This is a genomic window from Pseudoalteromonas luteoviolacea, assembly GCF_018100925.1.
Classification (GTDB): domain Bacteria; phylum Pseudomonadota; class Gammaproteobacteria; order Enterobacterales; family Alteromonadaceae; genus Pseudoalteromonas; species Pseudoalteromonas obscura.
On sequence record NZ_JAGJEH010000004.1, the window covers coordinates 165152 to 179112 of the forward strand.

Below are 13961 nucleotides of genomic sequence, written 5' to 3' on the forward strand. Positions count from 1 at the left end.
TGACGGCACAATGCGCATAAATCAATTTATAACTTGCTCACGATGCCCCACAGCCAACTCAACGCGCTCTAAGTGGCACTGCCTCATCAATAGAAATAGTGGCAAACCAAATGAAACACCAACCGCCATAGTGCCCATAACAGGCAACCATAACTTAGTCATTTTTTGCTGCTTACCTTCATACAATATAAAAGCAATTAGGGTACAGGCTGAGATCAGCACATCTAACCATGCAAATGATGAAATCTGGTCTTCACTTATTTGAGTACAAAGTGTCACTACACTTAACCCGTTTTCAGATACCCAAGGGATCAACATGCTATACGGTAAAACGATGCCTAAAATACACAAAATGCCATAAACATATTTAATCATATTTCATCCTTATAACACCCTCAGAATGCTCTTGGTGGCCAGATACAGACCTTATTTCCAATCAATACCTTTTAATTTAAAACTTAGTCTTTTTAAGACTCTGCAAAATAATAACTAAGTTTATTGGCTTGTGGCACATTTTACTCGTTTTAAGTAGCCTTTTTTGGTTAAAACTTGAGTGCCTTTTGGATAACTATTTATAAGAAGATCGCCATTGCCTAGTAACCAAGAAGACTGAGGGCTGCCAATTAAACCAAATAGCGTTTCCAATTTAAAATCGGGCGTGAGCAGGCTAATTTTTCCAGTGTTTGATGATAAGTGAGCCAGACCCGATGTCACCACAACACCAAAAGGCATTTTATAAACATCCTCCACGTTCATTTGTTCAAGTAAAGTCATGTTGTTGGCTTTATCAACTCTTAGCAACTCTCCGCCAAATTCACCATTGTTAGTGCCAATCAAAATTTCACCGTCGACATTAACAACCCACGGAGGTTGGACCGTGACTTTTTCTATTTTATAGCTTTTTCCTGCCTGTTCCTGGTATGACCTGACCACCTGAGTTTTACTATATTTCCCTGTTTTTTTGTCAAGTAATTTAAAGAGCCATCGTCTGTGTGCCGGCTCTACGTCAGGATATGCCACTGCTAATTTGGCAAAGAATTCCTCCAATGGCATATCGAGGGTTTCTCTTTCGATACCCCAAGTAAACTTTGTTTTATAGGGTTGTAGTGATGGGTCATATGTTTCACAGTTTATTTCTTCTAGCATGCTAGCAAAACTGCCACTGCTCAAAAAAAGGGCTGAAAAAGCGAGTGTTTTATACATAAGTTCCTTAAAATATATCATGTTTACCAGCTATAACCATGACGAAGTATGATATAGATTTCAATAGCGCTTTACTGTATTTATGCTAGCGCAGCCCGTTGAACTGAGTAAGGTATAAATTTAGCGTGATCTTTTACAATATTTCTTAAGGAGTTCTGAAACAAGCTCCTTTCCAGTGACAGCGTAATAGATGAAAATTGTCGCTAACATGAGGCAAGAGCTGACTTCTATTAACAGACTTACCACTGACTCACTCTTAATAGAAAATAGAAAATAGAAAATAGAAAAATACATAATATGCCAAAAAATCCACCTAACACTGCGGCCACTATTCTAAAAATCATCTCATCTCCCTCCTAAGTTTGGTTGCCTGCAAGTAACCAAACACTCAGTTCTACCTCTGGAAAGTTGTTCGACAGTAGGCCTGTGGTATTGAATTCGGATATAAAGTGCTTTTCCAAACCCAAAGACCCCGTGGATTATATTTTTAAAGTTAACAGTCTTAACTGACTCGTAATTTTGGACAGCAAATACTGAACCTCTAGGATTAAGATGCCCCTCACACTCAGGACATTATGTAATCGTCTACCGGATACGTTAACCAAGAATTGACAAGCGCTGCCAGTTCTTTTGGTTTTTCAAGAGGAAGCATGTGACCGCTGCCACAAGCTTTATAAACATGCTCATTCAAATGGGTTTGATCCAATTTCTGATACCAACGGTGGTTTATTAGTTTATCCTCTTTACTGTAATAGAAATAGATGGGTATGTTTAGTGTAAGTAATTGAGGTAACAAGTTTATTCGCTCGTTAGTGCATCGGTACTGGTTAATTAGCGCGATTTCGCCTAGCTCCCTATCCATCAATTGAATTGTATCAACAATACTTGCACTTCCAAGCTCACTAGCTCGATCAATGAGTCCATGCGCTTTTTTAACGCTGATCCCTCCATATCCATTGCCTTCTATAATTGAAAGCACGGCTTGTCGAGATAACAATTCGTCAGCAAGCAATTGTGTCGGACTGTTTGCAACGACAAAAAGTCGCTTGACCTGATGAGGGTGTTTACTCGCAATATATGCAGCAAGATAGCCCCCCATTGAGAAGCCCAAAAGATTAAACGGTGTATTTGGCGCTTGATTAGACCTTACGAGATCAACGACGATACTGTTAAAAAGCTTCTCGCACAGTTCATCCAAATTCTCGGCATCTGGGATCTCGCAGTGCACCAATTCGATTTGGTGGTCCAGCTCGCAGCTTAGCGCTTCCCAAAGCCTTCGATTGCACATGGTGCCTGGCAGCACATACACTTTATTGCGAGTCAATGCATTACCCCAAATACCTTAGCTCTAATTTAATACTATACCACTTCAATATGACGAATGATTAAGGCTCTCTAGCTTTCTTAATAGCAAATTTATATACCCTCGGCATAGCAACACAACATATAAAAACACAAACGTATTTGTTATGTGTAACAGCAACCATAGTTGCTCAAAATTGAAGAAATAACCAGCCATTTGAATAGCGCCAGAGAAGGAAAACACAAAGTAAAATGACATCAAAAGTTTTTGCGGAATAAGCATAGAGCTCATTATATTATGATGTGTTACCGAGCTTTGGCAAAGTCCCTTAAGTTTAATTAAACTAATTTGATAGTAGATTATCTGAGTCAAGTAGAGTACACCAACTATAGGTGTTACTTCTGTGGTATCAATTAGACGGTACGTAAAGAAAGCAACAAATGGAACAAAATGAATAAATGATTGCCAATATGTCACACTGATACTATCCGTTTCATTTCGATAACGCTCTATCAAAGGGCCTAGCAGCAGAGGTGATGCATGAATAAATGCAACCACAAACCAAGGAATTTCAAAATCGAGTAAACTCATAAACTCAACTGCGGGCGATAGAATCATCACCCAACATAATGCAAGTTCTAGTCGTTGTAATTTTGGCAGCCCTTGCTGTATGGATATGAGTGACACTGTTATCAAAAAAACCACAACGACACTCGATAAATAGCTGATTTGTAATACATCTATTAACACACTTTAAAACCTCAACTTTATTTTATTTACCAACAGCCTTGTTCAACAACCTGCTCAATGTAGCCTTTAAATACCATTTTTCAATTGCAGCGCCAGAAAAGACACCATCTCTTTGGTTATGGACACAATACAAAGCTCACTTTACTAGGAATTTAAATGCGTGTCATTAGCATTAAAGGCAATTCATAGTTTGTCGTCTGCGATCCACTTCACACTGAGCGACGAATAGCATCTCGCTGTATAACGCTTGTCAGAATTTGATCAGTCAGGAACACACTTTTTTGCTCAATACTGTGCCCCCCCTTTTGTACCATTTCAGCGAGATGATGCAAATTATTTTGGAACGATGCACCATGCAAAAATAGATTCAGATCAAAAGTTAAAAATATTTTTATATTTTTTCAATTTATTTTTTTGCATCAATTGTCGACTCGCTATTGTTTAAAATTCCAAATTCATATCCTCTTCACACCCAAAAGAACAAATTTCATACACCTATTTCAACCTTGTTTCTTTAAGGTATTTAAACACTTTGTCCACCTCCCTTTCAGCCCATGAAGATCAAGCCTTAAATTTCATTAAGTTACATAATTTAAAAACTATTTCATAACAACAAAAAACCTCATTATCGAAATATAAAAATGCAAACAAAAGTAAATATTAAATATAGAAAATTCTAATAATAGAAATTCCAGATATGAAAATAATTATCAAAACACCAGCGTTTTAAGGGGGTTTACACAATAAAAATTAGCCGCTAGGTTATTTGGCAATCAGCAACGGTTGAACACAGAACTTAAGGTTTTAGAGCCCAGCTAATGCCTAGTTACGATGTTAACCGGGAGTGTATATATCAAACTCATTTAGAATGAATATACCTATCTTGCAGATTAAATAGAATTCGGCGCATGAATATATTCATATAGTAATATGTTAGTTGCTCAGCAATACGGCAGATAACTTCTGCGCCAGACCGCAGTTCAGGACTAATAAAGTCCTGTATTTAAAAAACAATGGAGTTCCAATGAAACTAAAATTACTCGCAGCGCTTACAACTGGATTATTAGCGACTTCAGCATTTGCTCAAACTTCTGTTCAAGATATTGATGGCTACAACAGAACGACGACATACGCAAATGGCGCTGTAGACCGTATTGTCACTGACTCATTAAGTGCTCGTAGTTTTGAAGCTTGGGTTTACTATAAGGAAGCTGGCTCTGAGTGTACCAGTGGCTATATTTTCGATGAACTAACCGGGCAGCAATATGGTACTGTCAATATCGGCACAGGCGGCATTGGTGCAACCATGGTTGATACTGTTCATTTCAATAACGGTTTCAGTGACGAACAACTCAAGCGCAACCGCGTTCTTGCCTTAAACTGCCAAAACTTAGAAGGAGAGCAATTCAAGGTATACCATAAATTCTCAGCACTACCTGTTATCACTTGGGATACAAACCTAGCGGGCGTTGGTGAGTACAAAAGGCCAGATTGTACAGGCGCGAGTTCACACTGTGGCGGCCGCGGATGGTATGATCAAGTAAGCTATAGCTCATCACTACACATCGATAACAAAAACAAAGACACGTATTGTTCATCAACAATGAATGACGGTTTCGAGTCTCGTGTATTCAATGGTTACGATAGCACACCACTATTTCACACAAACCATTACGCGTTAGAAAATGCAGTATATAACTACTCTGGTCCTGCGTTTAGACAAACTGTGACTTGCCACAGCCCAGTAGGTGAAGTTCAGCGTACTCAAGTATGGGTTGTATCAGGTGAAAACGATATTAACCTAGAAGTTGATTACACCGTTTACAAATAATGTATTGAGCTAGTCGAGTATTAAAAGGCTCGACTGACCTTTAAAAGCATACCACCAAATGGCTGCGCGCTATTTGGTGCTACCACATATTAATAATTATAAGAGAGGAATCTTTCTTCTCTTTTTTCTTTTCTCTCCCCTGTTTTACTCGGTAATCATCCCCTTATATTTACCTTGGTTCTTCTGTTTTTTCGTGTACGAACCCACGAGTATTCACTCAATGAAGAGAGTCCTGTATGCACAGCTATATTTATCGTCGTATAAAAAAGGCGCCATACAAGGCGCCTTAATACATCTTTGCCAGATTATTTCGTATAGCCACGGGGCATTGAAGAATCTGTAGTGTAGCGCTCACGTAATTTATCATGACGTGATTCAGTTGTTACCTGCTCGCCGTTAATCCAAATTTTATCAACACGTGTGCTAAACTCGAACGGATCCGCAGTCCAAAGCACAACGTCCGCACGCTCACCTTTTGCTATTTTACCGCCTTCGATGCCAAAAGCATCAGCAACGTTTACTGTCATCGCTTCAAGAGCGCCCTGATGTGTCATGCCATTTGCAACAGCAATACCAGCATTAAAGCGCATTTGATACACATTGTGGCTACCGTCACCAGCAACATTCAAAATGACTTTTACGCCCGCTTTTTCGAGCTCGCCCGCATTACCTAGGTGTGCATGTAGCGCGTCAAAACCAGTTGGTAGATTTGATACTGAGCTCACAATCACAGGTACGTCAGCTTTAGCTAACTCATCCTTTACAACGACAGCATCATCTGCACCTTCAATGATCAGATTCAAGCCAAACTGTTTTTTCAGTTCGATAAGCTCTAGTAGCTGAGAAGCGCGTGATGCAGAAGCCACTACTGGCAGTTTGCCATTTAGAACTTGGATCAGCAGCTTTTCTTCAGCTGACGGATCTTTGTCTTTTTTCTTATCTTTTTTAGCGGTGAGCTTTGCCTTTTGCTCTGCTAACTTTTTAGAGAAAGCTTGAACAGCTGCAGCACGAGAGCCGTCGTCACTCACTGCACCTAAGTCTACAATCAGTGCTGTTTTGCGATCTGTAACACTACCAAACTCACCAGATAAGTCTGCGACAAAAGCAAGACCTGAGAACACACCACTTTCACCCCAAGGTAAAGAAGGTACGCTTACATTCTGTGTTACTCCACCTTTCCTCGCATATGGGATAAGGCTTGAACGAGGGTTAAAAGCAGAGCTCGGATCAAACTCTAGACCTGATTTGTCATATGCATCTACAGAACGAGATACAGCACCCACTTCAACTAAACCTAGGTGATTCATTGAACCAATAAGACCAGGCGTTAGGATTTTCCCTTGAGCATCCACTGTTACATCAGCGTTAAACGACTGAGGGTTCACAGCTTTAATTTTTCCATTCTCGATAACAACAGTTGCGTTTTCAAGCACGCCTTGACTGGTTAGTGTATGCACAGTCGCGTTTGTAATTGCTGTTACTTGAGCGAATACCGCCGTAGAACTTAGCAACGCACCAGTTAGGATAGATAATTTAAACTTGTTCATTGTGGCTCCCCTAGCGCTGACCTAACATAAAATCACTTACAGCTTGGTATTTACTGTCATGGCGGTCATAAACTTTTGCGCCATCAATAAATACTTTCTCAGCTTTTGAATAAACGCTAAACGGGCTTTGATCCCAAATAACCACATCAGCTTGCTTGCCTGCTGCGATAGAGCCTGTTAGCTCTTCGACACCTAGAGACTTTGCTGCATTGTAGGTGATCCATTTAATGGCATCTTCTTCTTTGATGTCAAAACCGACTTCATTGGCTGAGTACATAACTTTTGCAGCTTCGTGATTCAGACGCTGAATTGTTGTATCAGAGTCAGAGTGAATAACAGCACACGAGTTCTTAGCAGCGTCAACAATTGCGACGTTTTCAAGTGACATGTCATATGCTTCCATTTTGAAGCCCCACCAATCAGGCCAAAGCGCCGCACAGTTACCATTTTCACCCAGAAGATCTGCAACCTTGTATGCTTCAATACCGTGGTGGAAAGTACCTGCGTGATAGCCAAACTCTTTAGAAAGGTCGATCATCATGGCCATTTCCTCTGCTTTGTAGCAGTGGTTATGGATTAGGATTTCGCCATCTAATACACCACGTAGCGTATCTAGCTTGATGTCACGATGAGGTGCATCAGGGTTTAAACCAGCAGCATACTCAGCTTCATATTGCTCCCAAGCACGCTTGTATTCAGACGCTTCGATCCACGCTTCACGGTAACCTGCCATGTTACCCATACGCGTTTTAGGTGCAACACCTTGACCGCCGTATACACGTTTAGGGTTTTCACCACACGCCATTTTTAAGCCATAAGGCGCGTCTGGGAATTTCATGCCTTGCATGGTTTCAGACGGAACATTTTTTAGTGTGACCGCACGACCACCGAATAAATTTGCAGAGCCAGGTAAAATTTGTAGTGACGTAATACCACCTTCACGCGCGCGGTTAAAACCAGGGTCTTGCGGCCATACCGAATGCTCTACCCAAACTTGAGCTGTATTTGGGTTGATCATCTCATTACCATCTTGGTGAGACTCAACGCCAGGACTTGGGTACGCGCCTAAGTGTGAATGGTTGTCTATGATGCCAGGTGTTACCCATTTCCCTGCTGCATCGATCGTAGCGTCTGCACTCACAGCCAAATCTTTGCCAACTTGGCTAATTTTACCATCAACGATGTAAACATCAGCATCATTGATTCTTTCACCAGTACCAGTCAGAACTGTTGCATTTGTGATTAAGGTACTTGAAGTTGAATGAGGCTTATAAGTACTTGGGTAAGGATTTTTCTCGATTGTGACTTTATCTTTTTGAGGACCAGTGTCTTGCTGGCAACCTAAAAGAGCTGTGCTTAGTGCAAGCACGATCACAGAGGGTTTGAACATATTCATATTTTCATCTCTGTAGTTTTTGTGACTGTAGTTATCAAAGAGACTGTAGCGAAAATTCACAAAAATTTCGATGCAAAAACCTCAAAATGCCATAAATTACGATAAATTACGTGAGAAATTGCAATATTGTATAACAATCAGGCACGCCCATGATTACTCAGGTTGTTTTTTATACACACTTTTACATACTTCGACATACTTTTGAAATAGGTTTTAATAGAAGGAGAAAAAGCTGCTAAATACGTCGAAACACCTCGCTACCGATCTGTTAACAAAATAAAATCTGAAATTTTTTATCATCGGTTTGACACAAGATTGTATGGCTTTTTTATTGTAATTAGATGTACTTACACTAACAAAAATACAAATACATAATTCCTTACATTCGTACAATCTTCCCTTACAGCATTTTGAGTGGTTCAGAACAATACTCTAGTGGAATCGCACCTAAAAATCTGTTTGGAGAATAACGATGAAAGTACTAATGACCGCTGCTGCACTGACTGCGCTTGTATCTGTATCAAATGCTCACGCTGTTGAATTTGTCGCGGCTGACGACAGCCATGCTACTGAGCTATGTATGGCTTTCGCCTCTGATCGCCCTCATATCATGCTTGAGGCGATACGCGGACAACACACCGCCAAAGTGCGCATTACCAATAAACTCGAGTGTAACGATATGAATTTGAGTGAATTTGCTCAAACGTACAGTTTAACTCGTACAGCCAAATTTATGAGAATTGATATAGAAACAGAAACGTCTATCAAAGATATTGCGCAAACTGAGTCAACGCTACCTGTCGTTTTATCTGGCTCTAAATAATGACTGACCAAATGGTGTGCATAAATACGTTATCTATGCACACCTTGTTGATTAAAGTTACAAGATACTGGCGATTAATCCAAATAATCCCCCAAATACACCACCCCACACAACAAGCCAGCCTAGATGAGTATGGATCATGTTTTGAACGATATTTTTAACCATCACGGGTGTTAGCTCGTTGAGCCTTTCATCTACTGCATGCTCAATTGCTGTGCGAATTGACTCAAGAGATTGTCCATTCGTTAACACCCCAGAAATTTTGTCTTTAAACTCTGGCTGCTCGCTCATTTCTAACAAGGCTTCTTTCATTTTATCGGTAAAAGTGTCTCGCATTGGTTCAATGGCTTCTTTACCACCTACCATCGCTAACATTGCGCCAAATTGTGACCCTTCTATCACTTGAACTAGTTTGTTAAAGGCAATCGACAAATCCGCATGTTCTATCACAGGGTTCAAATCAATATCGATCTGATTTTTTGCAGCAAAGCTTTTTAATTTATCTTGATTAAAAAACTCATCTAGAATGAGCTCTTTAATGGCTATTTTAAACTCTTTGAATTTAATGGTAATAACGCCTGAGCCATATAAACCAGGGACTTTTTCAAATAACATATGTACTGCAAGCCAATTGGTAACAGCGCCTGAAAGCGCAAACAGCCCCATGGTGAACAGCAAATCATGATTTAAACCGTAGCCAACAGCAACTAACGTTGCGGCCATCAGGTTGGTGATAACACTTTTATTCAATGTGAACATCCAAAACATTTCAAAACTGGTGGCTATTCTATTAGATTTAAATTTGCACTCAAGTATTTGTGTTATAGCGAAAATCGATCATAGTTAGATCAAGTGCTCACTCGCCACCGGGCTAACTATGTGGAACCTAGTAAACCAGTACATCAGTGAAGCGATTCACGACAATTTTGAATTTACTCGAAAAACACAGCTTCCCAGCAACCACAAGTCCAAAAACTATAAAATTGAAAATGACAAGCACAGCTTTCTGGTAAAAGTTGACCACATTAGTGCATTGGAGCGCTATGAGTGCGAAGCGGACAATCATACATTGCTCACTCGTGACAGCGATTTTTTAGTAGCCGACCCAATCACGATTGGCTCCAGCCTTGAGTACTGCTTTAGCGTCTTTGAGTGGCTTCCGTCACAAACAGATAAACAAGACTGGTATCTTTGCGGCAGCACACTAGGTAAAATGCACAGCCGCCACGAACAGGAAATGTTCGGATTCGAACAAGATAATTATATCCTGGGCCTTTCACAACCAAATCAATGGCATAAGAAATGGTCCATGTTTTTTGCAGAAGAGCGAATCGCCTGGCAACTGCAATTATTGCATGAAAAGAACATAGTACTCGTTGATATCGATAGCTTTGTTGAGTACATCAAGCCCTTAGTCAACCACCCTGTACAACCTTCTCTCTTACACGGGTATTTCTGGCGCGGTAATATCGCGTTTTCGAATGATAAACCCAGTGTTTACTGCCCAGCTTGTTATTACGGGGATAGAGAAGTCGACATCGCCAACAGCGAATTATTTGCCCAGTTACCAGACGCTTTTTACACTGGGTATAACGAAGCGTACCAAATTGATAAAGGCTATCAACAACGTAAACCTATCTATCAGTTATATAGTTTGCTCTGTCATGCTAACGTCTTTGCTGGTGACTACATCATTCAATCAAAACAACAGATCGAACACATCCTAAAATAGCCGCAACATTGCGGTAATAATTGCAATAACTGCTATAGTAAGAAAAGGAGTTCAGGCGGTTGTTGGAGCCATATTATGAAGCAGCTGTATAACCAACGGATCAGCTGCCCCCACTGTGGTCATCATATATTTGTAGACTTAGATATCAGTGAGGGCGACCAAGATTTCTACGAAGATTGCGCCGCATGTTGCAATCCAATTCATTTAAACATGCACATTGATGAAGCCATCAATAAATTGGAGTTAAGAATCGACAGTGACGACGAACAAATCTTTTAGCCTATTGGGTTCAACGTATTTTTTCGCAGATAGTGCTCAACCGTGTTGACGATAGTATATGTTTGCTGATCGACTTCAATGTTGAGCTTGTCACCATCTTGTACTTTACCAATGTTAGTGATTGATAAGGTTTCTGGAATAAGGTGGAGCCAAAACCCATCCTCATCCACTTCACCCACTGTGAGGCTAGCGCCATTTACTGCAATAAACCCTTTGTAAAAAACATACTTCGCCCAGCTTGCATCCAACAGCAATTTTATCTTGACGTTGTCAGCTGTTTTAATAATACAATCTACGATCGCCATATCATGAATATGCCCGGATACGATGTGCCCGCCCAGCTCTGTACCGAATGTCACCGAACGTTCAAAATTTACTTTGTTGCCACACTTAAGCTCGCCCAAATTGGTTAATTTCAAAGACTCATCGATAACGTCAAAGCTCACTTGCCCAACTACATCTGATTGGCTCGTTTCAAATTGTACAACAGTTAAACAACACCCATTCACTGCGATGCTGGCGCCGATTGTGAGTTGCTGTAAATACTCATTGCCAACAGATAACACTAAGCGCATGACGCCATCATTTAATATTGCACTGACAACAGATGCCTGAGTTTGAACAATTCCAGTAAACATGTTTTTTCCGAGGTAAAAATTATGCCGCCATTCTACCTGATGCCCTGCCCTGTCGAAACATATTTACACACTTATTTCGTAGATAAACTCGACAAACTTCAATAGAATGCACTTTTTGAAATTACTGAGTTTTAGGATGAAGTTTGAACTCTGGGAAGCCAAAAAGTTAATTAGACTTGCCACACCCGTTCTATTAGCCCAAGTTACCCTCGTGATGATGTCTGTAGTCGATACCATGATGGCAGGACAAGTTAGTCCAAACGACTTGGCAGCGCTTTCCATTGCTACTGGGGCGCTCAACCCACTGATGTTTTCGTTGCAGGCTATTTTATTGGCACTGACCAGTATGGTTGCTCATAGTGTCGGTGCTAAGGATCAAGACAGTATTAAACGTTATTTCCAGCAAGGCTTGTACTTGGCCGTAATGTTGTCCTCTTTGGGGTTTATAGCTAGCTATTTCACACCGTACTTATTTGCCAGTACAGGCGCCAGCCCAGAGATTGCGCAAATGGCACAAGATTATATCGATTATGTTAAATATGGACTGGTAGCGTTTTTGATTTTCTCTGTGTACCGAAATGTTACTGAAGGCATGGGTAACACCAAAGTTGCTTTTTATATTGGATTACTTGGTCTGGGGATTAACGTTATCGCCAACTACATTTTTATTTATGGCAAATTGGGCATGCCAGCCTTGGGGGGTGCCGGTTGTGGTGTAGCAACTAGTATTGTTATCTGGACCATGGCCATTGCACAGTTCTGCTACAGCCTAAAAAGTAAAGAACTTAAAGGAAAATGGCTGCTCAGCAACTTTATGAAGCCGCACAAAGAAACTATTTTGCAAATAACTAAACTCGGCTTACCTATCTCGTTTGCCACTTTTTTCGAAGTGACGTTATTTGCATGTATCCCACTCTTTATTGCTGACTTAGGAGCTGTCGCCGTCTCTGGGCATCAGGTTGCAGCGAGTGTAACCATGATCTTATTTATGCTTCCGCTAAGTTTATCCATGGCAATTGGTATTAGAATTGGCAATATCAGCGGACAAAACAATATTGAACGACTGGTCAATGCAACCTACACCAGTTTTATACTGGCCGTTGGTGTTGCAGCTATTGTGGCACTGGGCACCTACTTGGTTAGATATGATATTAGTTGGCTTTATACACAAGAAAAAGAAGTTGCTATGCTCGCATCGAGTATCATTATACTCGCCTGTGTTTACCAGTTACCTGATGCGCTGCAAGTCGCTGCAAATGGCGTTTTAAGAGGCCTTAGATATACCAAACCAATTACTGGCGTTACCTTTATCTCGTATTGGGTAATCGGCTTTACCCTTGGATACGTATTGGCAAAAACAGACCTAATAGTGCCTGCAATGGGACCGACTGGTTTTTGGGTCGGTATTATTGTTGGTCTTACAGTGGCTGCTGTGTTGCTGATATATTTTGTGAGGAGAAAACTCGTTGAAATGCAAACTGCTATTCATAGCACTTAGCACGGTTTTGTTAGGGTGCAAACCTGCGCCTAGCGACACGAATCAAACGTATACCGAACGCCTAGCCAAGGTGTTCAATTCCGACGGGTTATCTATCGAAGCGCTGAGTATGTTGCCGTACTCAGCCTTCGACAAACCGAAATCTAGTTACACAATCTCAGTAATAGATCTTGCCAAGCTCGGGCATTGCCGCGTTTCTACACACATTGCTAATCATAACAATCAACTAGGTAAGCTTGCTAAACCTAGTGAACAATTTAAATATACACTTAACTTTATCCGACATGCGCAAGCATGCATTGATGACGAAAGAACACCACAAGATGTGCAACAAGCCTTAGAACTTGCAAGGCAAGAAAAGCTTGCTCAGCTCTACCCTATGCTTGCTTATGTATTTACCCATGAAAAAGAACTCAATCAGTTTTTTACACTCACATTTAGTGAAATAAAGCGTGAAACCAGCAAAGGGGAAATACAGGCCCTAGAAGCGTTAAATACGCTAACCAGCCTAATAAAGGGTTTAGACGAACCAAACAAAGCGAATGGCGATATGCTGACAGCTGCACTTGAGAAGCTCAATAACAATAGTTATGTTCAAAGTTTAATTACTAGTACCAGAGTCCAAATTGCTTGGAACCACACAACCACAGCGTGGCTTAACACGCTGGAGCTAGAGCATCGAGTATGCCCTGCTGGTAAAAATAAAAAACGCGCCAAAATACTCAACAACGTATTTCAAAAATTCTATATCCAAGATATTCAGGCCTATCAATCACAGCTTGCCAAACGCTTACACGATATCGAGCCTCACTTTCAAACATTCACAGATAAATTTGGTCACAACACCTACCCGAATCTCGTCACTCCATTAATAACCGAGCTAAAGCAATCAGCTAAAAGTCATGTGTATTGGTGGCAAAATTTCTACAAAGTGTGCAAAGTTAGCCCGTAGTGATCGAAA

At 40.7% G+C, this 13961-nt stretch carries 14 protein-coding genes; 6 read left to right on the top strand and 8 right to left on the bottom strand.

The window, feature by feature from the left end:
* Nucleotides 1–21 precede the first annotated feature (21 nt).
* The 4 genes from J8M00_RS09750 to J8M00_RS09765 all read right to left on the bottom strand — a co-directional run bounded on the left by J8M00_RS09750 (nt 22) and on the right by J8M00_RS09765 (nt 3256).
* The gene (locus J8M00_RS09750) at nt 22–375 is read right to left on the bottom strand and encodes a DUF2834 domain-containing protein (protein ID WP_211010074.1); all 354 of its coding nucleotides are present in this window, start codon (nt 373–375) and stop codon (nt 22–24) included.
* Between the two features lie 120 nt (nt 376–495).
* On the bottom strand, nt 496–1203 hold the full coding sequence (locus J8M00_RS09755; RefSeq protein ID WP_211010075.1) for a hypothetical protein: 708 nt from the start codon (nt 1201–1203) through the stop codon (nt 496–498).
* A gap of 565 nt (nt 1204–1768) precedes the next feature.
* Nucleotides 1769–2527 carry an alpha/beta hydrolase gene (locus J8M00_RS09760; RefSeq protein ID WP_211010076.1) on the bottom strand — a complete coding sequence of 253 codons (759 nt, stop codon included), beginning with the start codon at nt 2525–2527 and terminating at the stop codon, nt 1769–1771.
* Between the two features lie 45 nt (nt 2528–2572).
* The gene (locus J8M00_RS09765; protein ID WP_211010077.1) at nt 2573–3256 is read right to left on the bottom strand and encodes a hypothetical protein; all 684 of its coding nucleotides are present in this window, start codon (nt 3254–3256) and stop codon (nt 2573–2575) included.
* A 1024-nt stretch (nt 3257–4280) separates the two neighbouring features.
* Between J8M00_RS09765 and J8M00_RS09770 the strand changes: the two genes are divergently transcribed.
* Nucleotides 4281–5087, top strand: a complete 807-nt coding sequence (locus J8M00_RS09770) for a hypothetical protein (protein ID WP_211010078.1) — start codon at nt 4281–4283, stop codon at nt 5085–5087.
* Between the two features lie 305 nt (nt 5088–5392).
* Here J8M00_RS09770 and J8M00_RS09775 read toward each other — a convergent pair whose 3' ends face one another.
* Together J8M00_RS09775 and J8M00_RS09780 are read right to left on the bottom strand one after the other, a co-directional pair.
* Nucleotides 5393–6634: an amidohydrolase family protein gene (locus tag J8M00_RS09775; protein WP_211010079.1), complete on the bottom strand. Its 1242-nt coding sequence runs from the start codon at nt 6632–6634 to the stop codon at nt 5393–5395.
* Nucleotides 6635–6644: 10 nt separating this feature from the next.
* The gene (locus tag J8M00_RS09780) at nt 6645–8030 is read right to left on the bottom strand and encodes an amidohydrolase (protein ID WP_211010080.1); all 1386 of its coding nucleotides are present in this window, start codon (nt 8028–8030) and stop codon (nt 6645–6647) included.
* A 472-nt stretch (nt 8031–8502) separates the two neighbouring features.
* On the opposite strand from J8M00_RS09780, the gene J8M00_RS09785 reads away from it, so the two are divergent.
* Nucleotides 8503–8853, top strand: coding sequence for a DUF3718 domain-containing protein (locus tag J8M00_RS09785; RefSeq protein ID WP_211010081.1), 351 nt, complete (start codon nt 8503–8505; stop codon nt 8851–8853).
* Nucleotides 8854–8910: 57 nt separating this feature from the next.
* On the opposite strand, the gene J8M00_RS09790 is transcribed toward J8M00_RS09785, so the two are convergent.
* On the bottom strand, nt 8911–9603 hold the full coding sequence (locus tag J8M00_RS09790; RefSeq protein ID WP_211010082.1) for a DUF445 domain-containing protein: 693 nt from the start codon (nt 9601–9603) through the stop codon (nt 8911–8913).
* 127 nt (nt 9604–9730) lie between these two features.
* Here J8M00_RS09790 and J8M00_RS09795 point away from each other — a divergent pair, with 127 nt between their 5' ends.
* Together J8M00_RS09795 and J8M00_RS09800 are read left to right on the top strand one after the other, a co-directional pair.
* Entirely contained in the window at nt 9731–10585 is an 855-nt protein-coding gene (locus J8M00_RS09795; RefSeq protein WP_211010083.1) for a fructosamine kinase family protein, read from the top strand.
* A 75-nt stretch (nt 10586–10660) separates the two neighbouring features.
* The gene (locus tag J8M00_RS09800; protein ID WP_023399951.1) at nt 10661–10864 is read left to right on the top strand and encodes a CPXCG motif-containing cysteine-rich protein; all 204 of its coding nucleotides are present in this window, start codon (nt 10661–10663) and stop codon (nt 10862–10864) included.
* Here the strand turns inward: J8M00_RS09800 and J8M00_RS09805 are convergent.
* Entirely contained in the window at nt 10861–11502 is a 642-nt protein-coding gene (locus tag J8M00_RS09805) for a riboflavin synthase subunit alpha (protein ID WP_211010084.1), read from the bottom strand. The genes J8M00_RS09800 and J8M00_RS09805 overlap by 4 nt on opposite strands.
* 136 nt (nt 11503–11638) lie before the next feature.
* Here J8M00_RS09805 and J8M00_RS09810 point away from each other — a divergent pair, with 136 nt between their 5' ends.
* Nucleotides 11639–13000, top strand: a complete 1362-nt coding sequence (locus tag J8M00_RS09810) for an MATE family efflux transporter (RefSeq protein ID WP_211010085.1) — start codon at nt 11639–11641, stop codon at nt 12998–13000.
* Entirely contained in the window at nt 12969–13952 is a 984-nt protein-coding gene (locus tag J8M00_RS09815) for a DUF3080 family protein (RefSeq protein ID WP_211010086.1), read from the top strand. The genes J8M00_RS09810 and J8M00_RS09815 overlap by 32 nt, the downstream gene beginning before the upstream one ends.
* Nucleotides 13953–13961: the final 9 nt, after the last annotated feature.

Excerpts from the sequence above, each read along its gene's own strand:
- J8M00_RS09750 (WP_211010074.1), bottom strand. The coding sequence starts at position 375 with ATGATTAAATATGTTTATGGCATTTTGTGTATTTTAGGCATCGTTTTA.
- J8M00_RS09755 (WP_211010075.1), bottom strand. The coding sequence starts at position 1,203 with ATGTATAAAACACTCGCTTTTTCAGCCCTTTTTTTGAGCAGTGGCAGT.
- J8M00_RS09770 (WP_211010078.1), top strand. The coding sequence starts at position 4,281 with ATGAAACTAAAATTACTCGCAGCGCTTACAACTGGATTATTAGCGACT.
- J8M00_RS09775 (WP_211010079.1), bottom strand. The coding sequence starts at position 6,634 with ATGAACAAGTTTAAATTATCTATCCTAACTGGTGCGTTGCTAAGTTCT.
- J8M00_RS09780 (WP_211010080.1), bottom strand. The coding sequence starts at position 8,030 with ATGAATATGTTCAAACCCTCTGTGATCGTGCTTGCACTAAGCACAGCT.
- J8M00_RS09785 (WP_211010081.1), top strand. The coding sequence starts at position 8,503 with ATGAAAGTACTAATGACCGCTGCTGCACTGACTGCGCTTGTATCTGTA.
- J8M00_RS09795 (WP_211010083.1), top strand. The coding sequence starts at position 9,731 with ATGTGGAACCTAGTAAACCAGTACATCAGTGAAGCGATTCACGACAAT.
- J8M00_RS09800 (WP_023399951.1), top strand. The coding sequence starts at position 10,661 with ATGAAGCAGCTGTATAACCAACGGATCAGCTGCCCCCACTGTGGTCAT.
- J8M00_RS09805 (WP_211010084.1), bottom strand. The coding sequence starts at position 11,502 with ATGTTTACTGGAATTGTTCAAACTCAGGCATCTGTTGTCAGTGCAATA.
- J8M00_RS09810 (WP_211010085.1), top strand. The coding sequence starts at position 11,639 with ATGAAGTTTGAACTCTGGGAAGCCAAAAAGTTAATTAGACTTGCCACA.